The organism is Arthrobacter sp. FW306-1B-G06A, from assembly GCF_058781765.1.
This window is the reverse complement of sequence record NZ_JBYSXB010000001.1, coordinates 142,188-162,240: the sequence shown is the minus strand read 5'-3', so window position 1 is coordinate 162,240 and position 20,053 is coordinate 142,188. Positions and strand designations below refer to the sequence as shown.

The window sequence follows — 20,053 nt, the reverse complement described above, 5'->3', positions numbered from 1 at the left end:
TAGAATTCGACGCTTCGATTGATAGCGACGAACGGCAAGGAGTGAGTCAATGCGAGACCTCATTGGATACGGGGAAAACCCCCCGGTCGTGACGTGGCCGAATGGTGCCAAGGTGGCCATCTCCATGGTCATCAACTACGAGGAAGGCGCGGAGAGCTCTATAGAAGCCGGTGATGAAAGCGATGAAGACGTCACGATTTTCGGTGGATGGTCTTCGGACCCGGGCCGGCGGAGCCTGATGAAGGAATCCTTCTTCGAGTACGGCAGCAGGGTAGGCATCTGGCGCTTTCTGGCTTTGCTCCGGGACTACAACGTGCCCGCGACATTCATGGCGTGCGGTGTAGCCCTGGAACGAAACCCGGAGGCCGCCCAGGCGATCGTGCGCGATGGACACGAGATTTGCGCGCACGGCTACAAATGGCGGGGGACCGTTGGAATGACTCCGGCCGAGGAACTGGCCGAAATCCGGGCCTGCGTCGCGGCGATCGAGGGAGTCTCGGGTGTCCGGCCGGTGGGTTGGTACGTCCGCGAAGGAATCACGGAGAACACCCGTGCGATCCTCAAGGACGAGGGCTTCCTCTATGACTCCAATTCCTACGCGGATGACCTGCCGTATTTTGTCTCCGCCGGGGAATCCCGCCACCTGGTGGTCCCTTACTCAGGCGACACGAACGACGCGAGGTTTTGGGGTCCCGGAAGCCTCGGGACAGCGGATGACTTCTTCAATGTACTGAAGGACAGCCTCGACTGCCTTCTGATCGAAGGGGAAACCGTGCCCAGGATGATGTCCGTGGGAGTGCACTTGCGCATCGGTGGGCGGCCCAGCGTGGCCTTGGGCGTCAGGCGCTTCCTGGAGTATGCCCGTGCCCGGAACGACGTTTGGTTCGCCACTAGGGAGGAAATTGCCCGGTGGTGGGTCGCCAACCCGCCTGCCGCCGGCCGGCTCGAAGCGGCGTACGAAGGCCGCGCGTGACGACGTCGATGCCGGGAGGACGGACTCCAGTGGCCACGGACATTTCGCGCTTGGTCCACAACGTGGATGAGCAAGGCTTCACGGCGTTGGAGAAGACGGGATTGCGCGGACAAAGGGACCAGGGGCTCGTCTCTACGCTCATCTCGCGTGACCTGAGCGGCTCCGACGACCTCTGCGTCAGTTGGGGCAGGATCCTCCCCGGGCAACATCACCTGTGCCATCACCACCCCGATGCCTCCGAGTTCTACGTGGTCATCTCGGGCGAACCTCTCGTCCATCTGGGCGACACCGAGTACCGGGCCAAGCCTGGCGATGGCATCTACATTCCCCGCGGCACCACCCACGGCATAACCAACGACGGCGACGAAGACGTCAACCTTGTTGTCGGCGTCAGCAAGCCCGCCGACTGGCAGTTCGTGGCGGACGAGTGATGGCGGCGTCGCTGGTCCGGCAGGTCGGACTCATCACGGCCGAGCCGACCCCCACGCTGTTGTCCGTGGTTGCCTACCGAAACCTGGATTTCGTGGTCCTCGACGCAGAGCAGACAACATTGACCTTGCAGCACTGCGCGGATGCGGTCCAGCGACTGTCGGGCGCCAATACCCGGGTGGCCGTCCGTGTCCCCGACCTCGACGACATGACCTTGGTGGCGTTCGCGAACACGGGCGTGGACGAGATTGTGCTCCCCAGGGTGCGGCATCCAAAGGAACTTGAAAGGGCCTATCGGGCGACGAGGTTCAGCCCTTATGGGTTCCGGCCGAAACAGGCTTCGTTCGCCTCGGCGTTTGGTGCGGACTATTCGCTGGAGCCCCGGCTGACGGTCCTTTTTGAGACGGTGGAAGCCGTCGACGCCGTCGAAGACTTCGTCGCGTTGGAGTGTTTCGACGGCGGCTGGGTTGGCCCCACGGACCTGGCCGGCGAACTGATGAAACAGGGGAGGCCCGGGGCGGTCGCTCTTGAGGAATCCGTCCAGCGCGTCGTCGACGTCCTCGGCGCTGCCGGCCAAAGCGTGGGCCTTCCTGCCGCGGACATTGCCAGTGCCGGCGATGTCCACGCCCGGGGCGCCGATCGCGCCGCGGTGTACTGGGAGCGTGAGCTCGCCTCGATGATCGCGCAGCTGGCTGATGCCGTCGCTCCGGAGACCCGGGTGACGAGGTGTGACTCCCTGTGAAAATGAACCGCGTGGTTCTTCTGCAGCGATGCCGATGCTGGCATGCTGTGACGATGAAGAAGGGCTCGACGCCGGAGGATCCAGCCAGGATCCTTCGTTTAGTTGACGAGTCTTCGATATACTGATGAGTGCTGGAACACTGAGGAGCCGTATTGGGAAGCACGGAAGTTGTTAAAGTCGACGACGATGACACTCTGCACCGCAACCTGTGGATCACCCACTTGGGGGCCATGCTCAAGGAACAGCGTGCGGGGCGATTCACAGTCGAGGAATTGGCGGACCGGGCCGGCGTCAGCGCCGGACTGATCAGCCAGATCGAGCGCGGCATCGGTAATCCGTCATTCGCCACGCTCCTTCGCCTCGCCAATTCCCTCGGTGTGCCGTTGGCGAGCATGTTTACCGACCCCAGCGAGACGCAGAACCACATGCTGGTGCGCCGGGCCGATCGCCGCCGCATCGAGATTCCTTCGCAGGGAATCGTCATGGAACTGATCGTGCCGGATGCGGACCGGAAGCTTGGCGTCATCAACATGACCATCCCCGCGCATTTCGACGGCGCGGAGGTTCCGCATTCGCACGAGGGTGAGGAGTGCGTCGTGGTCCAGACCGGCACGCTCGTGGCGAGTGTTGGCGGGCAGGAGTTCACCTTGGGCGAGGGCGACAGCCTGACCTATGATGCCACGCTGCCGCATTGGTGGAGCAACCTCACGGACACCGCGGCCGTCATGGTGGCGATCTCGACGCCGCCGTCGCTGGGCAAATCGCATTGACCAGCCGCCCGCCCGGCCCGTCGTCCCGTTTGGGAATGCTCGTGCCGTCGTCGAACTCTAACGCGGAGTCCCTGACAGCCGACATCCTGGCCGGATCGCCCGACGTCGGCGTCCACTACAGCCGCTTCCGGCTCCCGGCGGACCTCGATGACCGCATCGATGCGACGGTTCTCGGCGACGCGCCGTCACTGCTCAGCGATGCTGAGATGGATGCCATCGCGTTCCATGGAACGTCGGGATCCTGGACCGGCCTCGAAGGCGACCGGGCACTCGCCGAATCATTGACGCAGGCCACCGGCGCGCCAGCCACCACGGCGTCCCTCGCGCTCGTGGCCGCCCTGGAAGCGCTCGACGCCGGCCGGGTCGCCGTCGTTTTTCCCGGCCCCGCGGGCATCGTGGCACTCATTGAACGTGAGTACGCAGCCAGCGGCCTGGAAGTAGTCCGTTCCTCGGTGCCCGCGACGTCGATGTCCAATCCGGAGATCTCGCGGATGTCCAGCACCGAAATCGGCGCGCTCATGAAGCCCGCCTTTGGTTCCGACGTCGACGCGGTGGTCTGTATCGGGACGAACCTTCGCTCCGCCTATCTTGCGGCCGGCTTCGAATCCGAATTCGGCGTGCCCGTGGTCGACAGCGCAACAGCCACGCTGTGGCATCTCCTCCGGCTGGCCGGAACTGCGCGCCCGATCCCTGGTTGGGGCGCGCTGCTCGCTAGGGCCTAGGGCTCGTCTTCAGCAGCCAGGCCTGGATGATCTGCGATCGCGTCGCAATCCACGCTTGGTTTTTGCCCGCGTGGGACAAGAACGCATCCAGGGCGGCGGCGTAGGCAGGCCGGCCAATGAGGCGCGGGTGCAAGCCCACGTTCATGACGGACGGGCCGTGCCGGCTGTCAGTGAGCATCATGTCGAGCGTGCCGCACAAGTGGCGCGCGAACGCGGTGGCCGTGGGGAACTGCCTGAAGAGGCCCGAGTCGTTGGTGTCACCGGCGTAGGGCAGCACGGGCAACCCTGTTCCGTCCTTCCCCGCCTTGTCCATCCCGGTTCCGGAGTGCGGCAAGTCATCGTTGAAGCTATTGGACTCGTACATGAATCCAGCGGCGGCGAGAATGTCCCGCGTGCCAGGGTTGAGTCCGTCGCGGGAGTACCAGCTGGTCGGCGGAACGCCGGTGCTTCGGGCGATGGAGTCGCGGGAAGCGGTAATGAGCGCGCGCTCCTCCTCGGGAGCGAGCCCGGCGTGGGTATCCCAGTTGTAACCGTGGTCGGCAATTTCGTGGCCGTCCCTGACGAGCGCAGCAGCGATCTGCGGGTTTTGCTCAAGCGCCGTGGCGCAGCAGAAAGCCGTTGCCCTCGCGTCGTGGCGCCTCAGAATGCGCAACACGCGCCAGATGCCTGCCCGTGATCCGTATTCGAAAGCGGATTCCAGCGTGAGGTTCCGGACCGTGGGGTGGGCGGGGTGCTTGATCCAGTGGGCTCCAAGATCGTCCGCTGGGCCCCCGCGGGCGATGCTGCGCTCCGCTCCATCTTCGACATTGATCACCAGGGACACGGCAACGCGTGCATCCCCAGGCCAGCGGAACTCCGGTGGATGCTCGCCGTAGCCCACGAAATCCCGGGAGGTGGAGGGGACTGGCACTGTGGAATCTCCTCTGCGCTTTTTCTCTGTGGTTATAGTGAAGATACTTCGATATCATGAACGTAATCGATAGGGAGTCGAATGTCTACGCTCATCCACGGTGGCACCGTAGTGCCAGGCACAGGCAGTACGGTGCTCGAATCAAGAGCAGTGATCCTGCGCCGCGGTCGCGTCGCCGACGTTCTCGAGCGTTGGGATCGCGATCAAGCGTTCGACGGCGAGGTGATCGATGCGGGCGGATGCGTCGTGATGCCTGGTCTCATCAATAGCCACGTCCATGGGGTGACTCCCGGGCCGCTCATGCCCAGCGGCGCCCCCGCGCTGCCCGACGACGAGTGGCTCGCGAATCTTGACCGCCACCTTCTTGCGGGAACTACCACAGTGCTGAACCTTTGCGGTTTCTGCACCATGGACCATGTCCGGGAAGCCGACCGCCGCCATGCGGTCCAGGTCCGTGGAGCAACGACATACTTGCCCGAGGCTGAGCGGGCCGCACGAATGGCTGACGGCAGGGGACTGCCCGCCCAGTCCGGCCACCGTACGGTGGAGAGGATGCTCGAGGACGGCGCGATCGCGATCGGGGAGCTCGGCGGCGGACAAACCCTCGGCGGGGGAGGGCAGGACCTGAGCTACATCCCCCGCGCCATCGAAAAGGCGAGCGGCGTGCGCGTGCACTCGGCGCAGGCCCGGCGGATGAAGGAAGCCGTCCTTGGCCGCTTCATCGATCCCGAGGCTTGCGACATGGCCGAACTGCGCGCCGCGGCCGCCGAAGCCGGCTTGGAAGGACAGATCGGCCTCGTCGCATTGCGGAAAATCATCGCGGATTCCGTGTTGCCTTCCATCGAGCCAGCACTCAACGGCATCCGGGAGGGCGTCCAGGCCGCGGCTCGGTTCGGCGTCCCGGCGATTGTGCACAGTGCAGCCGCGACAGCCCGGGTCATGCGCGAACTCATGGACGGGACACCACGGGCCACGGCAGGCGGGTCGAAGGCGAGCGTCATTGCCTCCCACGCCAACCACCCCTCGCACACTCCCGCGGAGGCGCTTGCGCTGGCCAAGCTCGGCAGGGACCACGGTTGGCCGGCCGAAGTCTCGGTTTTCGACCTCCTGCACCGCAAACAGACCGTGACCACGCGGGAGCACTGGGATGTTCTGCTGCAGGAGCCCGGGCTGGTGGATGTCCTCGCAACGGACTACGGCCACGAGGGCCACCACGATGAATTGATCTCGGCCGTGCAGGATGTGGCCGAGCATGGCTACAGAACCTTGGCCGGAGCAGTGGCCATGGCAACATCCTCTGTGACCGGGTTGATTCCGGGGATTGCGCCGAACGGCGGGCGGATTGAAACGGGACGGGATGCCGACGTCGTCGTCGCCAGCGCCGAAGACTTCCGCGACGTACGGTTCGTCTTCGTCGGCGGCGTCTGCGTGGTGCGGGACGGTCGGCTGACTCCGGCGGCGCACCGGTGAACGGGCTCTTGACTCCAGAGCAGTCCGCGCGACTCATCGAGCTGGTTGGCGAGGCCATCCAGCGGGAGGACGCGGCCGCCGTCGAACGCTCATTCAATGACTTTCAGCGCGGCATGGCCGCGTTGAGGGCCGATTTCGACCCCCGACGTTTGCCGGAAGCCCGGGGAGGTGGCGCGAATGACTGAAGCATGGGAACTGGGAATCACGGAGGCGTCCGGGCTCCTGCGCCGCGGCGAACTTTCGGCGGCCGAACTCGTGGAATCCGTCATCGGGCGGCTCGAGGCCACCGAAGATTCAGTGCATGCGTGGGTCCACGTCGACCGGCTAGGCGCCCGAAACGCGGCCCGCGCCGCGGACAATAGCGCGGCGCGCGGAGAGTTTCTCGGACCGCTCCACGGGATTCCGCTTGGCGTGAAGGACGTCATCGACGTGCGCGGGATGCCGGCTGAAGGCGGCTCCCTGGCGCTCAGGGGCCGAGTTGCTTCCGACGACGCCGGTGTGGTGAGGCACTTGCGGCGGAACGGGGCAGTGATCCTGGGCAAGACGGTGACCCATGAGTTCGCCTTCGGACAAGGGACCCCGCCGTCGAAAAATCCCTGGGGGGCGGAGCGCTACGCCGGCGGGTCCAGCATCGGTTCGGGAGTGGCCGTGGCCGTCGGGAGCGCACCGGGCGCCCTGGGCACGGATACCGGTGGATCGGTGCGGAATCCGGCGTCGGTCAACGGGCTGGTGGGCCTCAAAGCCACGGCCGGACTGGTGGACGGTTCGGGCGTTCTCAACGTCAGCCATACCCTCGACCACATCGGTCCGATCACTCGAAGCGTGTCGGATTGTGCGGTGCTGCTCCAAGGCATGCTGGAGCCCGCGACGGCGGCACGCCTTCAGGAGATGGTGCTCCCCGAGGCGATGCCGGCCCCGACCCGGGTGGCGGTGGATCGTGGCGCTTGGGCCGAGTGGGAGGTCACGCCGGAAGTGGCTGCGGTCCTTGAGCAGGCTCTGATGGTTTTGCAAGGACTCGGGGTGGAGCTTGTTGAGGTGTCCCTCCCGGAACTGAAGATGGCCCTGCCGGCGAGCTTGGCGATTTCGCTGTCCGAATCGGTTGAACACCATCGCGAACTATTGGCCGGAAGCGCTGACAAGTATCTCCGCGGAACCCGCGTGATGATCGAAACCGGCGCCTTGGTGCCGCGAGAAGACGTCCAGTTGGCGCATCAAGTGCGCTCGTATCTTCGCGCCTCCCTGCGGACTGCCATGGACAACGCAGGAGTCCAGGCTTTGGTGTCCCCGACGCTGCCGTCCATCGCGCCGATCGAAGCTGACATGTCCCATTCGCTCACCGGCTCAACGGGGAAGGATTCCCTCTCCAGCGCGCTCATGATGCTCTCGCCGGCCAACCTCACCGGAATGCCCGGACTCAGCATCCCGTGCGGATTTGCCGGAGGACAGCCGGTGGGGATGCATTTCCTGGGACGGGAATTCGCGGAGGCAGACCTCTTGGGCATCGCGCACGTCTATGAGAAACACACCTCGTGGCATGCCAAGGTGCCGGTACGTCGCTGAGCCGTAGTAGCCGTGAACTTTGTCACATAAGCTACTAGGAGAGTAGGAAGAGGTTGGCAGTGCATCCAGAGTCGCGTGGCTTGCGATTTTTCGGCGCGCGCTGGAAGGCCCGGCCCCTTGCCTCCCAGATTCTGGTGTGGTTGCTCTGCATCCTCTTTGTGACAGTCACTCTGGGCGCGCTTCTTTACACCCAGATCAGCAACCAGACACTCGAAGACCAGTACAGGCTCCGGGCGCTGGGAATCGCCACGACGGTGGCGCAAATGCCGGAAATCGTGACGTCGCTGGGGAACGGAGATCCCACGCACTCGATTCAGGCGATCGCCAGCAAGGTCCAGTCCCAGGCACAGCCGGACTACGTCGTGGTCACTGATCGGAAAGGTGTCCGGTACTCCCACCCGAATCCAAACCTCATCGGGCAGACCCTGGAAGAACCCGTCGCCGTCCTTGACGGGCAGACCCACGTCGGAATCGACAAAGGCAGCCTCGGCGACTCAGTCAACGCCAAGGCGCCGGTGCGCGCAGCGGACGGGACCGTCGTCGGGCAGGTCTCGGTGGGAATCTTGGAGACCACGGAAAGCAGCGAACTCACCAAGCAGGTGTTGCTGATCGCCGGCTATTCAGCCGTGGTGCTCGTGATCAGTGCCATGGGTTCGGCCCTTCTCGCGCGCCGAATCAAGCGGGTCACCTTCGATCTCGAACCGGTGGAGATTGCGTCCCTCCTGCAAGAGCGCGAAGCCTTGCTGCACGGCATCCGCGAGGCGATGATCGGCTTCGACGACGACGGCCGGGTCACCGTCATCAACTCCGAGGCACGCTCCCTGCTGCATCTCGAAGAAAACGTGCTGGGAGAGAAGATCGAGGATCTTCTGCCGCCCGGACGGCTTCGTTCCCTCCTGACGGGTGAGATCAGCGGAATCGACCAGATCGTGATCACCGAGGACGCCTTGCTGGTGGTCAACCGGATGTCCGTTGCCCTGGCTGGAAGGAGCATCGGCTCGGTGGTCACATTGCGTGATCGTACCGAGGTTGAGGGCCTCGTCCGCGACCTTCGCTCGGTCGAAGGCCTGATGGAAGCCTTGCGCGCACAGGAGCATGAGTACGCCAACCGTCTCCACGTGGTGGACGGACTCTTGGAGCTTGGAGATGTGGACCAGGCGCGGAATTTCGTATCGCGGATTTCGGACACCTCGCGCTCACTTGGCGAAGGACTGCGCTCGCGGATCGAGCCGCCGGAGCTCGCGGCGCTGCTGCTCGCGAAAATCACCGTGGCTGCCGAGCAGGATGTGGAAATCTCGGTGACCGACGACTCCCAGCTGCGCCAACCGTTCCTTGAAACGCAAGCACTGCTGACGATCGTCGGGAACCTCCTGGACAACGCCGTCGAGATCCTCGCGGAGCAACCCACACCCCGTGAGGTGACCATCCAACTGGACGACTCCTCGGGCATTTTCATTTGCGTGACCGACAATGGGCCCGGTGTTCCTGCAGAATTGGTGGGCACGATCACCGCTGACGGATTCACCACGAAAGAACCGCGGCCGGGAATGCGTCGCGGGATAGGCCTTGCGCTGGTGAGCCGGATCGTTCACCGTGCGGGAGGAACCATGGATGTTTTCCCCGGACCCGGGGGACGCTTTGAAATCTGGTTACCGGAACCGCGTTTGGAATCCGAAACCCCGGTCATGACAGGAAAATCGATCGAATGATCCGCACCTTGGTGGTCGACGACGACTTCCGCGTAGCGCGCATCCACGCCAGCCGCGTGGCCAAAATCGAGGGATACGAATGCGTCGGCGAGGCACACACCGCGGCGGAGGCCAGGGAAGCCGTGCAGCGGCTCAAACCGGACCTTCTTCTGCTGGATGTCTACCTCCCCGATGAAGACGGCATCAGTTTACTTCGGTCCCTTCAGGGAGCCGGCGAAAAGCTCGACGCCGTCATGATCACCGCCGCCCGGGACCTTGAGACCGTGCGGGCCGCCATGCGCGGGGGAGCGGTGTACTATCTCGTCAAACCGTTCGGCTTCGAGCAGCTGCAAACCCAACTCGAGGCCTATCGGCGCTGGCGGCAGGAAGCGGAGTCCCGGACCGTGGCCGACCAGGCGACCGTGGACCAGCTCTTCAGCCTGCGCCGGACGGCTCCCCCTGCGAAAGCACCCCGGCGCCTGCCGCCCACCATGCAAAAAGTCCTCGACATGGTGGTTCACTCCACGGAGCCTTTGGGTGCCTCGGAGATTGCCGGCAGCGTCGGCATCAGCCGCCCGACGGCCCAGCGCTATCTCAGCGAACTGGAACGCAAAGGACTAGTTGACCTGCATTTGGCCTACGGTTCGACCGGCCGCCCGGTCAACACGTATCTGCCGCGCAAGGGGTGAGGACCGGCGGCGGGATATGCTGCAGACGCGGAGCACGCTCCGCTGAGCCGGCGTCCAGCGCCGTTGTGGGCATTTTGGGGGAAGAAGAGTGAAAATTTGGAGCCTGGCCGTCGTGGCCGCGACGGCGTTCGCCTATCTGGGCGCTGTGCCTGCGATGGCGGCACCTTCGGAAGTTCTGGACGTGAGCGGGGTGCCCGTTGGCGTGGTGGTTGGTTCCGACGGCACTGCGTATGTCGGCAACTATGGAGCGGCCGGCGGCATCAGTGTGATACCGCCCGGAGACGCTAAGCCTTCCCGGACTATCACCACGGGAGGATATACCTCCGGCCTGGCATTGGCCCCGGACGGCACCCTGTACGTCGCGGAACGGGACAGCGCCAGCAATCAGTACGACGTGGGCGTTATTCCTGCTGGCGCGAGCGGCGTGGCCCGGAGAATTCCGGTTTCCCCCGGAAGCCATCTGATCGCCGCAGGACCTGATGGGACGATCTATGTTCCGAACCACTCGGAGCACACCGTGTCGGTCATTGCACCGAACGGATCGACCGTGGGCCGGACAGTACCCGTCGGAGCAGGGCCGGTGGAGGTCGCAGTCACGAAGGACGGCACCGCGTTCGTCGCGAACCAAATCGCAGGGACGGTCTCGGTCATTCCTTACGGAGCCAGCGCCGTCTCACGGACCATTCAGGTTAGTTCGACACCCGGCAACACCGAGAACCCCCACGGGATCGCCGCCGGGCCCGACGGAACAATTTACGTCACCAACATCAGTTCCGATCGGGTAGCTGTCATCAAACCGGACACTGACACGGTCGCGTACCGTATCTTCGTCCCGGGAGGCCCCCAAGAGGCAGCCGTCGGGCAGGACGGAACCCTGTACGTGACCGCTGTCCAGGACCGCGTGCTGTCCGTCGTCCCGCCGGGCGCAACAGCTGTGGGATCCTCCATTCCCACTGATAAGAACTCCGGCCATCTGGCGGTGGCTCCGGACGGGACGCTCATCGTGACGAGCCCGGGCAAGGGTACCGGCGACGGCTCGGTATCCCGTTACGCCGCGGTTGCCGCGGGCGCAACAACCTCTGCAGCCTCGAAGCCCGCGTCTGCGGCCACCACTACCGGAACGCAATCCGACGACGGGACTGTCAGCCCCTGGAGCATCATCACTGCAATCGGCGGCGCCGCCGCGATAGTGGCAATCGCCGTCGCAGTCTTCATCGTGGCCTCGGGACGCCGCAAGAGATCCGCCCTTGGCGACGGCGGCAAGCCTCGATCTGCAACCTAGGGGTTGCTCTTTCGGAACCTTAATGCAACCCTGTAGTTGCAGTAACTGACTGAAAGGAACAGAATCATGACTATGACTGCAAACCAGGCCTCCGTCGTCGACGCCGGCGAATTCACCGTGAGGCGCACCATCACCATCGCAGCACCAATCGAGAAGGTTTGGGCCGCGATCACCGAAGCCGAGCACATCGCGCGGTGGTTTGGACAGACCGCCGTCCTCGACGACGTCGCCGTCGGCGCCGGCGGTGTCTTCTCTTTCGAAGGATACGGCGCCTTCCCGGTGCGGATCGAGGAGCTCGACCCACCCCGAATGATTGCCTACCGCTGGAGCAACGACGACGCGCGCGGCACCCAGCCCACCGAGGTCGATCCTGACCGTTCGACCGTTTTCCGCTTCACGCTTGAAGCGCTCGACGGCGGAACGCAGCTCACCGTCGTCGAGACCGGTTTCGACACGACGAGCGATCCGGCGTTCAACATGGAGAGCCACCGCCAGGGCTGGGACTCGGAACTCGACGAACTGGCCGCTTATGTCGAGGGTGGGTCGTGACCACGAGCACCCTGGTTCCAGTGTTCGCCGCACTCGGCGACGAGACGAGGTGGAGCATCCTGGCTGCCCTCGGCGAGGGCGACGCATCGGCGTCGGCCCTCGCCGGGCGGCTCCCGGTCACCCGGCAAGCGATCGCCAAGCACCTCGCCGTGCTGCAGGACGCCGGACTCGTTGAATCGCTGCGCGTCGGCCGCGAACTGCGCTACAGGGTGCTCGGCTCGCAGCTGAGCGAAACTGCGCGCAGCCTTGACCGCATCGGCGCAGAGTGGGACCGCCGCCTGGCCGCGATCAAGCGGATCGCGGAGGGGCTGTAATTCTTCGACAACGGGCGCGCCTAAGTTGAGCGTCGGTTGCGCGCTTGGTGCGCCAGTTGGATGAATCCGTAGATGAAGGCGGCCTCGATGAGCACCATCAGTCCGAGCCACAGCAACTCGCCGGTGCCGATGAAGTCGATGATTCCGACGAGGACCAGAACGGTTCCGAGGACCAGCGTGTAGACGGCGAAACCAAAGGCCACCCTTGCGCTCCGCACGCCCGTCTGGAAGCCAAAACCCAAGGGTTCTCCTCCCGGATAGCCCTGGGCGCGATCGTGTCCCGCGGGCTTGAGCCTGTCGAACTCATCCCAAGGATCCTGATCCTGATCGGCCATGGTTCCATTATCCCGCGAATGGCGCGGGGTGGCTTGGGGGCTTCGTCACCGTGTCAGGGCGAGGGCCCCACGCGTCACATTCGGGAAACGCTCGGGAAAGCCCTGAACAATGGGGGCCATGATGCCCGAAGAACTCACCGCTAGCCCGCGGGCCAAGGACACCGTAGCTGCTGGCGATCGACTGCAGAAAGCCGTCGCCCGAGCTTCCGTCTCGAAAGTACCCGAGGTGACCGTCTTGTTCTGGGTAGTGAAGATCCTCACTACCGGGATGGGCGAAACCATGTCCGATTTCCTGGTGCACAGCTTTGAGCCCGAGATCGCTCTGGGCCTCGGATTTGCGGCGTTGGTAATTTCGCTGGTCCTCCAGTTCCGCGTCCGCCGCTACATCCCTTGGGTGTACTGGACCGCCGTCGCGATGGTCAGTGTGTTTGGGACCATGGCTGCGGACGCTGTCCACGTCGGACTTGGCGTCCCCTATCTGGCGTCGACCCTCTTCTTCACCGTGGCTCTCGCTGTTGTCTTCCTGCTCTGGCACCGGAACGAGAAGACCCTTTCCATCCATAGCATCACCACCCGGCGTCGGGAGGCTTTCTACTGGGCCGCTGTGCTGACAACCTTCGCCCTCGGCACGGCTACCGGGGACCTGGCCGCCTACTCGCTGGGCCTCGGTTACCTCGCCTCGGGCATCATGTTCGCGGTTGTCATCGCTGTCCCGGCACTGGCCCACTGGCGTCGCCTGCTGGCGGCGATCCCGGCCTTCTGGTTCGCGTACATCCTGACCCGGCCATTGGGGGCGTCCTTCTCCGACTGGACCGCTGTTTCTCCTGACCGAGGGGGACTCAACTGGGGTACCGGCCCGGTCAGCCTGGCCCTGGCCGCGGCGATCGCCGTCCTGGTCACGTTCCTGACGATCGGTTGGAAGCGAGCCCGCAAGTAGGGCGATCCACTGCAAAACGTTTCGTGCTGTTGTTCGTATGTCCTGACATATTTGCGTTAATTCTTCCTCGGGTTAACCCCGGATTCATGGGCCATGACCCACTCCTTCACCTTGCCCTTGGATGGTAGTTCCTGCCCTTGGGGGACTTTTCGGTTCAAGATGAAGGAACACCATGACCAACCGCTTTCTAGCAGCGGCCGCCGTCGCCGTTGTTGCAGCCACCGCTGTGACCGGCTGCGCTCAAAGCAGCACCGCAACGGCCCAGAACAATGGCGCCAGCGCATCCCCGGACAAGACGATCACCGTTTTCATCAGCGGGGACACGAACGTCCAGAACCTGTGGGAAAAGAGCCTTGTTCCCGCCTTCCAAAAGGCCAACCCCGGCTACAACGTGAAGGTCACCCTCGATCTGCACGGCGAGCACGATTCCCAGACCCTGGCGAAACTGACCAGCGCCACGGAGCAGAACAAGGAACCTGATTTCGACCTCGTCGATGGCGGCTTCGTTTCCAAGGCTTCCGCAGCCAATCTGCTGACCTCCGTGAGTTCCCAGACCATTCCGGCATTGAACGATGTCCCGCAGGACGTCATCAAGGCCGGCGGCACCGGTGGCATCCCGTACCGCGGCTCCGCGGTGCTCCTCGCATATGACACCAAGACGGTTGCCACTCCGCCGAAGACCCTCGACGATTTGCTCGCCTGGATCAAGGCAAACCCGGGCAAGTTCACCTACAACTCGCCCAAGTCCGGTGGGTCCGGCGGTGCATTCGTTGCCACCGTTTTGGACAAGTTCGTTCCGGCCGACGCCCGCGCCAAGATGACGGTGGGCTACGAGAAGGATCTCGAGAAGTACTGGGACCAGGGCTTCGCGACGTTGAAGGACCTCAACTCGTCCGTTTTCCAGGGCGGCGTCTACCCCAACGGCAACCAGCAGACCCTTGACCTGCTCGCCAAGGGACAGATCTCCATGGCTCCGGTGTGGTCTGACCAGTTCATCACCGGCTTGACCAACGGCCAGATCCCGTCCACCGTGAAGGCCACCCAGATCAGCAACCCGTCCTTCACCGGCGGTGCCGCCTACCTCGGCATTCCCAAGTCCTCGCCCCGCCAGGAAGCGGCGCTGAAGCTTGCCAACTTCGTCCTCTCGCCGGAGGCACAGACCATGATCATCAAGGAAATGTCCGGTTTCCCGGCCATCAGCCTGGACAAACTTCCGGGTGATGTGAAAGACAAGTTCAAGGACGCAGACACCAACAACCTGCGTAAGGGCTACTTCGACCAGATGGGCAAAGACCTGAACAACCTCTGGGACCAGAAGGTTCCCGGCCAGTGACAACCACGCTTCACAAGCCGGCGGAACTGCAGCAAACAGTTCCGCCGGCTCGTACCACGCGCCCCAAGCGCCTGGGCCAGCGCGCCGTCGGGTTCTTCATGGCACTGCCGCCGATCCTGTTGATCGCGATCTTCGTCGGCTTCCCGATCATTCTCGCGTTCGGCTTCAGCATTGGCTTGACCGGCGGGTTGAACCACACCATCGCCACCATTGGCCAGAACGTGCACGAGGCGGACGCCTGGTGGGGAACGCTGGCCGCGTACCAGGAGATGTTCACCAACAAGCGTTTCCTCGGGGACCTCCTGGTCACCGTCATCGTGACGCTGGTCAGCACGGCAACGGTCATCTTCCTGGCCTTGGGCATTGGGCTCTACCTCAAGCTGAAAGGCGGTCGAATGGCCCGCCTCCTTTCCGGACTGGCGATCGTGCCGCTCTTCATCCCGGTGGTCATCGCCTCGTGGGCGATCCTGACCTTCTACTCCGGCACCGGTTTCCTCCGGAGCGTCTTTGCCCTCTTCGGGCTTGACTTCCCCGTGTGGGCCTTCACCATGGTCACGGTCATCATCGGCTCGGTCTGGACTTCCCTGCCTTTCGCGGTGCTCATGGTCTCCTCCGGACTGCAGTCCGTGCCGAACGCCATGATCGAAGCAGCCCGCGACGCCGGTGCCGGGTCCTTGCGCACGATCGTCTCGGTAATCGTTCCCATGGCCGCTGTTCCCATCATCATCGCGACGACGTTTACGGCCATTGGAATTGTTGGATCGTTCACGGTCCCGTACTTCACCGGGCCCAATTCACCGAACATGCTCGGAGTGGACATGTCCAACTACTTCTCTGCCTTCAACCAGCCACAGCAGTCCGCGGTCATGGCTTTCACTGTCTTCCTGATTGCCTCCGGAATCGCCGCGCTCTACGTGTGGGCGAACTTCCGTTCCGCCAAGGAACAGGGGAAAGTCTGATGGCTCTCCCTACCGGATCCCCGGCTGGGTCCCGCACCCGCCGGCCGCTCACGCTGGACTCGATTGTCCGCAGTGCGCTGGTGGGCCTGTTCGTGGTCCTCATGATCGTTTTCATCCTTGGCCCGCTGCTCTGGCTCGGCGTTCGTGCTTTCGCCGGCAACTGGACCTTCCCCAACCTCCTTCCCGATGACTGGACATTGCGCTGGTGGCAGGTGGTGGTCAACGACGGCGCGCTCGGAATCGCGGTGCAGAACTCCTTGTTCTTCGCCCCGCTGACGGTCCTTGTGTCTGCGATCATCTGCTTGCCCGCCGCCTACGCCTTCGCCCGCTTTGATTTTCCCGGACGCCGTTTCTTCCTGATCAGCCTGTTCGCGACCAACGCCTTCCCCAAGATGGGCTTGTTCGTCACCCTCGCTGCGCTCTTCTACGCCTTGAACCTGATGAACACGGTGCTGGGAATCCTCGTGGTGCACGTGCTGGGCACCGTGGTGTTCATGACGTGGATTCCGGCGGCAGCGTTCGCTGCCGTGCCGCGGAACCTTGAGGAAGCAGCGCGCGACGCCGGAGCCTCCACATTGCGCGTGTTCACTTCCGTGACCCTCCCCATGGCCCTGCCCGGGATTATCGTCGCGGCCGTGATGTCCTTCCTGGCGTCCTTCGACGAAGCACAAGGAACGTACTTGGTGGGTGCACCGGCCTTCATGACCATGCCCACCCAGATGTACAGCCTGGTGCTGAACTACCCCACCCAGGTGGCTGCCGTCTTCTCGATCCTGCTGGCCATTCCCTCCGTGGCCCTCATGCTCGCGGCGCACAAGCACATCCTCGGCGGCCAGCTCGCCGAAGGCTTCCAGATCAAATAGCGCACCGCGCTCAATGTTCAGACAGAGAACCCATGACAATCCATGAACCGTTGACTGAATCACCCGCCAGCCCCACGAAGCCGGGCACTCCGGCGTCGGGCGGTGGCCTGACCATCCGCGGCCTCCACAAGATCCTCGGCGGCCGCACCATCATCGACAACCTCGATCTGTCGGTAAAGGAGGGCGAGCTGGTGTCCTTGTTGGGGCCCTCCGGCTGCGGCAAGACAACGACGCTGCGCATGATCGCCGGGTTCCTGGAGCCGGACTCTGGTTCCATTGAGGTGGAAGGCCAGGAGGTCTCGCACCTCGGCGCGGAGAACCGCCCCAGCGCCATGGTGTTCCAGAACTACGCGCTGTGGCCCCACATGACCGTGGCCAAGAACGTCGGCTTCCCGCTGAAGCTCCGCAAATTGTCCAAGGCTGAGATCAAGGGCAGGGTGGAAGCCGTCCTGGAGTTGGTCAGCCTTTTGCACCACACGGATTCCAAACCGGCACGCATCTCCGGCGGCGAGCAGCAACGCGTGGCATTGGCCAGGGCACTCGTCCAGGAGCCGAAGCTCCTGCTCCTTGACGAACCCTTGAGCAACCTGGACGCGAAACTACGTGTCAAAGTGCGCGAAGACATCCGCAAGATCCAGCAGGAACTGGGCATCACCACGGTCATCGTCACGCACGACCAGGAAGAGGCGATGTCCATGTCGGACCGCATCGCCGTCATGAATGCGGGCCGGATCGAGCAATACAGCACCCCGGAAGCGCTCTATGCCCGCCCGGAAACCGAGTTTGTCGCTACCTTCATCGGAAGCATGAATCGCTTGGAAGGCTCGCTCGACGGCGGACTCATCACTGCGGGCCCGGACATTCTCGGGATCCGGCCCGAGGACGTCATCCTGGCAGACGCCCCCTTCGCAGGTGCTGTGCCGGCGACCGTCGAGAGGGTGGTCCCGCGCGGACACTTCCAGGAAGTGTACGTGCGCAGGGCCGACGCCCGGCTCCGCAGCTTTGTCAGCGGAGAGCTCATGCAGCCCGGCCAACAGACATATGCGGGGATCCGCAAGGCCATGACCTTCCGGGACGGACGCCTGGTAGGAGAGGCAGGTGCCGCACTGTGAGCAACACGATCGACACCAAAAGGACCCGGGCCGCGGCCCATCGGGGCGACTCCAGCAAGTATCTGGAGAACACCTTGCCCGCCATAGCGTCAGCCATCGACGCGGGTGCGGACCTCGTGGAAGTGGACGTCCGGGTAACGAAGGACGGGCAGGTGATCCTGCTCCACGATGCCTCGCTGCTCAGGATCTGGAGCCTCGATGCGGACGTTGCAGACGTCGACTATGACCGCATCAGGCAACTGGGCGCCGGTGAGGAACGTATTCCCCTGCTATCCGAAGTCCTTGAGCTCTTTCGCGACAGCCGGTCAACCGTGCTCATCGACATGGACGAGCCCGGCCCCGCGAAGGCGACTGCCGCCGTCGTACGCGAAAGCGGCATCGAAGTGGCCTGGTGCGGGAACCTGGACGGGATGCGGATCATCCGCGCCCTCGATAAGGATGCCCGGATCTGGCTGCCTTGGAGCAAGAGGACTGCCCCGCCGGAGGAGTTGCTGGCCGAACTGGGTCCCGAGTTCGTCAATTCCGAGCACGTGGTCCTCAGCAAGGGCATGGTGGAACAGATCCACGCCGCGGGAGCCAAAGTAGCGTGCTGGACCGTGGACAACCTGGAAACCATGCGCTGGGCATTGGGACTCGGCGTGGACTCGATCACGAGCAACCAACTGGACCTGTTGCAAAGCGCCATCGCCGAAGACCCACAGGCATGGACTTCGGCCCAGGCTCCCGGGGGACTGGCCGGAGACGAGGTCCTTGAGTCCCGGAAAGTCGCGTTGGAGCTGGCCGAATGGGCCGTCGGGTACATGCGCGACGCCGATCGCGGCCTGGTCTCAACCAAGGCGCACCCTGCCGACCTGGTCACGGAAGTCGATGTCGCCGTCGAGCGCCACGTCCGCGAAGTGATTGCGGCCCGCCTTCCCGGCCACACGGTGGTTGGCGAGGAAATGGGCGGAGTCGCCGTGCCCGGCGCACCGTGTTGGTACCTTGATCCCGTCGACGGGACCACCAATTACGTAAACCAGATTCCGTGGACGGCGTTCTCGCTTGCCTTGGCCGTGGACCGCAAGCCCGCGGTCGCCGTCGTCGCAGATCCCTGGCGTGGCGAGATTTTCGAGGGGTGGGCCGGTCACGGTGCGTGGCTCAACGGAAAGCCGCTATCGCTGGCTTCCGCGGGAGTTCCGACGTCGGCCCTGGCCGGAACCGTGGTGGCGACCGAACTCGCGGGGCACTTGCCGTGGCCCGGGATGCTGGAACTGCTCGCGGAGCTGGGCGAGCGGCACAGCATCATGCGGATCATGGGTTCAGCGACCATGACGGTGGTGGGCGTAGCTGCCGGGCGTGGTGCCGGGGCGATCATCGGGTGCTTCAGCCCGATCGACCACCTGGCGGCGACGCTCATTGTTCAGGAGGCCGGTGGCGTCGTCCTCAATTCCGAAGGCGAGATGGACACGTTCCCGGAAACCGGCGGGGTCCTTGCGGCCCGTCCGGAATACGCCGCCGAGCTTTACGAGCTGTGGAGGCAGGCCCATGCCGATGCGGGGGACTGAGCTTCTCGCCGCTCTTTCCGCACTCGACCGGCGGAGCCGCTTCAAGCTGGTTGGGGAGATCAGCCTCGACTTTCCGACGCACCACCCGCAGGGCATGGCGTTCGCCAAGGGGCTGACGTTCTTGTCCTCCGTTGAGATCCTCGATGCGCCGCGCCCCGCGGCGGATCCGGCACTACGGACTCCGGGGCGGGGGAACGGGCACGTGTTCGTCCTCGGGCCGGACGGTGGGCTGCTTCGCGATATTCCTGTAGGCGAGGACGCGGCGTATCACCCAGGGGGTATCGATTTCGACGGCGACCACGTCTGGGTTTCCGTCGCCGAGTACCGGGCCGCGAGCAGAAGCACCATCTATACGATCGATCCGGGCACCTTCGAGGTCCGCGAGCGGTTCCGGGTGGAGGACCACATCGGTTGGATCGTGCGCGATCCCGGACTGGACCTGGTGTTCGGCGGAAGCTGGGGTTCCCGGCAGCTCTACATCTGGGACACGGAAGGCCGCCTGGTGGATCAGTGGGAGAACCCTGGCCACTTCGTCGACTACCAGGATGCCCAGCTCCTCGGTCCGGGACTTCTGCTGTGCAGCGGGATTTCCCTGTTGCCGCAGGTTGATGGTGGTGTCCTTGAACTCGGAGGGCTGGCCCTGGTGGAACCGCTGCGGCAAAGAATCACGTGGGACGTGCCCATCGGCGTGTTCAGCGGCGCCGGTCACGTCATCACCCGCAACCCTGTCACCGTCACTGCGGATGAATCCGGGCTGCTGATTCACGCGGCGCCCGACGACGGCGACGACGACGGCGGCACGCGGTTACTGAGCTACAGGATCATTTAACACGGCTGTGACAGAGCGGAAACGGGTCTTGAACCGGGCCTCG

The 20,053-nt window shown here is 64.2% G+C and carries 22 protein-coding genes; 20 read left to right on the top strand and 2 right to left on the bottom strand.

Annotated features, from left to right (window positions below):
- Nucleotides 1-49: 49 nt before the first annotated feature.
- From AC3WJM_RS00815 to AC3WJM_RS00795, 5 genes are all read left to right on the top strand, one after another.
- Nucleotides 50-973, top strand: a complete 924-nt coding sequence (locus tag AC3WJM_RS00815; RefSeq protein WP_492271002.1) for a polysaccharide deacetylase family protein — start codon at nucleotides 50-52, stop codon at nucleotides 971-973.
- The gene (locus tag AC3WJM_RS00810; RefSeq protein WP_492271001.1) at nucleotides 970-1,404 is read left to right on the top strand and encodes a cupin domain-containing protein; all 435 of its coding nucleotides are present in this window, start codon (nucleotides 970-972) and stop codon (nucleotides 1,402-1,404) included. Before AC3WJM_RS00815 ends, AC3WJM_RS00810 begins: the two co-directional genes overlap by 4 nt.
- Entirely contained in the window at nucleotides 1,404-2,144 is a 741-nt protein-coding gene (locus AC3WJM_RS00805) for an aldolase/citrate lyase family protein (RefSeq protein WP_492271000.1), read from the top strand. Before AC3WJM_RS00810 ends, AC3WJM_RS00805 begins: the two co-directional genes overlap by 1 nt.
- A gap of 152 nt (nucleotides 2,145-2,296) precedes the next feature.
- The gene (locus tag AC3WJM_RS00800; protein ID WP_059388278.1) at nucleotides 2,297-2,914 is read left to right on the top strand and encodes a helix-turn-helix domain-containing protein; all 618 of its coding nucleotides are present in this window, start codon (nucleotides 2,297-2,299) and stop codon (nucleotides 2,912-2,914) included.
- A gap of 41 nt (nucleotides 2,915-2,955) precedes the next feature.
- A complete protein-coding gene (locus tag AC3WJM_RS00795; protein ID WP_492270999.1) occupies nucleotides 2,956-3,636 on the top strand; it encodes a maleate cis-trans isomerase family protein in 681 nt (226 codons plus the stop codon).
- On the opposite strand, the gene AC3WJM_RS00790 is transcribed toward AC3WJM_RS00795, so the two are convergent.
- Nucleotides 3,626-4,546 carry a polysaccharide deacetylase family protein gene (locus AC3WJM_RS00790; RefSeq protein ID WP_284989446.1) on the bottom strand — a complete coding sequence of 307 codons (921 nt, stop codon included), beginning with the start codon at nucleotides 4,544-4,546 and terminating at the stop codon, nucleotides 3,626-3,628. The genes AC3WJM_RS00795 and AC3WJM_RS00790 overlap by 11 nt on opposite strands.
- Before the next feature lie 81 nt (nucleotides 4,547-4,627).
- Here AC3WJM_RS00790 and AC3WJM_RS00785 point away from each other — a divergent pair, with 81 nt between their 5' ends.
- The 8 genes from AC3WJM_RS00785 (at nucleotide 4,628) to AC3WJM_RS00750 (ending at nucleotide 12,098) form a co-directional block, all read left to right on the top strand.
- Complete coding sequence (locus AC3WJM_RS00785) at nucleotides 4,628-6,016, top strand: amidohydrolase family protein (protein WP_492270998.1); 1,389 nt, start codon at nucleotides 4,628-4,630, stop codon at nucleotides 6,014-6,016.
- Between the two features lie 8 nt (nucleotides 6,017-6,024).
- Nucleotides 6,025-6,201, top strand: a complete 177-nt coding sequence (locus AC3WJM_RS00780; RefSeq protein ID WP_284989448.1) for a hypothetical protein — start codon at nucleotides 6,025-6,027, stop codon at nucleotides 6,199-6,201.
- A complete protein-coding gene (locus AC3WJM_RS00775; protein ID WP_492270997.1) occupies nucleotides 6,194-7,576 on the top strand; it encodes an amidase in 1,383 nt (460 codons plus the stop codon). Before AC3WJM_RS00780 ends, AC3WJM_RS00775 begins: the two co-directional genes overlap by 8 nt.
- Before the next feature lie 59 nt (nucleotides 7,577-7,635).
- Nucleotides 7,636-9,285 carry an ATP-binding protein gene (locus tag AC3WJM_RS00770; protein ID WP_492271023.1) on the top strand — a complete coding sequence of 550 codons (1,650 nt, stop codon included), beginning with the start codon at nucleotides 7,636-7,638 and terminating at the stop codon, nucleotides 9,283-9,285.
- Entirely contained in the window at nucleotides 9,282-9,953 is a 672-nt protein-coding gene (locus tag AC3WJM_RS00765; protein WP_059388273.1) for a response regulator, read from the top strand. The genes AC3WJM_RS00770 and AC3WJM_RS00765 overlap by 4 nt, the downstream gene beginning before the upstream one ends.
- Before the next feature lie 88 nt (nucleotides 9,954-10,041).
- Nucleotides 10,042-11,235, top strand: a complete 1,194-nt coding sequence (locus tag AC3WJM_RS00760; protein WP_492270996.1) for a virginiamycin B lyase family protein — start codon at nucleotides 10,042-10,044, stop codon at nucleotides 11,233-11,235.
- Between the two features lie 66 nt (nucleotides 11,236-11,301).
- A complete protein-coding gene (locus AC3WJM_RS00755) occupies nucleotides 11,302-11,784 on the top strand; it encodes an SRPBCC family protein (protein ID WP_059388271.1) in 483 nt (160 codons plus the stop codon).
- Entirely contained in the window at nucleotides 11,781-12,098 is a 318-nt protein-coding gene (locus AC3WJM_RS00750) for an ArsR/SmtB family transcription factor (protein WP_492270995.1), read from the top strand. The genes AC3WJM_RS00755 and AC3WJM_RS00750 overlap by 4 nt, the downstream gene beginning before the upstream one ends.
- A 20-nt stretch (nucleotides 12,099-12,118) precedes the next feature.
- Here AC3WJM_RS00750 and AC3WJM_RS00745 read toward each other — a convergent pair whose 3' ends face one another.
- Nucleotides 12,119-12,433: a hypothetical protein gene (locus AC3WJM_RS00745; RefSeq protein ID WP_441432708.1), complete on the bottom strand. Its 315-nt coding sequence runs from the start codon at nucleotides 12,431-12,433 to the stop codon at nucleotides 12,119-12,121.
- A 118-nt stretch (nucleotides 12,434-12,551) separates the two neighbouring features.
- Here AC3WJM_RS00745 and AC3WJM_RS00740 point away from each other — a divergent pair, with 118 nt between their 5' ends.
- The 7 genes from AC3WJM_RS00740 to AC3WJM_RS00710 all read left to right on the top strand — a co-directional run bounded on the left by AC3WJM_RS00740 (nucleotide 12,552) and on the right by AC3WJM_RS00710 (nucleotide 20,010).
- Nucleotides 12,552-13,370 carry a COG4705 family protein gene (locus AC3WJM_RS00740; protein WP_492270994.1) on the top strand — a complete coding sequence of 273 codons (819 nt, stop codon included), beginning with the start codon at nucleotides 12,552-12,554 and terminating at the stop codon, nucleotides 13,368-13,370.
- Nucleotides 13,371-13,542: 172 nt separating this feature from the next.
- Complete coding sequence (locus AC3WJM_RS00735) at nucleotides 13,543-14,703, top strand: extracellular solute-binding protein (RefSeq protein ID WP_492270993.1); 1,161 nt, start codon at nucleotides 13,543-13,545, stop codon at nucleotides 14,701-14,703.
- Nucleotides 14,700-15,662 (top strand): ABC transporter permease, encoded by a 963-nt coding sequence (locus AC3WJM_RS00730; protein WP_253257217.1) that lies wholly within the window; start codon nucleotides 14,700-14,702, stop codon nucleotides 15,660-15,662. The genes AC3WJM_RS00735 and AC3WJM_RS00730 overlap by 4 nt, the downstream gene beginning before the upstream one ends.
- Complete coding sequence (locus AC3WJM_RS00725; protein WP_284989462.1) at nucleotides 15,662-16,525, top strand: ABC transporter permease; 864 nt, start codon at nucleotides 15,662-15,664, stop codon at nucleotides 16,523-16,525. Before AC3WJM_RS00730 ends, AC3WJM_RS00725 begins: the two co-directional genes overlap by 1 nt.
- A gap of 32 nt (nucleotides 16,526-16,557) precedes the next feature.
- Nucleotides 16,558-17,637, top strand: a complete 1,080-nt coding sequence (locus AC3WJM_RS00720) for an ABC transporter ATP-binding protein (protein ID WP_059388265.1) — start codon at nucleotides 16,558-16,560, stop codon at nucleotides 17,635-17,637.
- Entirely contained in the window at nucleotides 17,634-19,181 is a 1,548-nt protein-coding gene (locus AC3WJM_RS00715; RefSeq protein WP_492270992.1) for an inositol monophosphatase family protein, read from the top strand. Before AC3WJM_RS00720 ends, AC3WJM_RS00715 begins: the two co-directional genes overlap by 4 nt.
- Nucleotides 19,162-20,010, top strand: coding sequence for a DUF6454 family protein (locus AC3WJM_RS00710; protein ID WP_492270991.1), 849 nt, complete (start codon nucleotides 19,162-19,164; stop codon nucleotides 20,008-20,010). Before AC3WJM_RS00715 ends, AC3WJM_RS00710 begins: the two co-directional genes overlap by 20 nt.
- Nucleotides 20,011-20,053 lie beyond the last annotated feature (43 nt).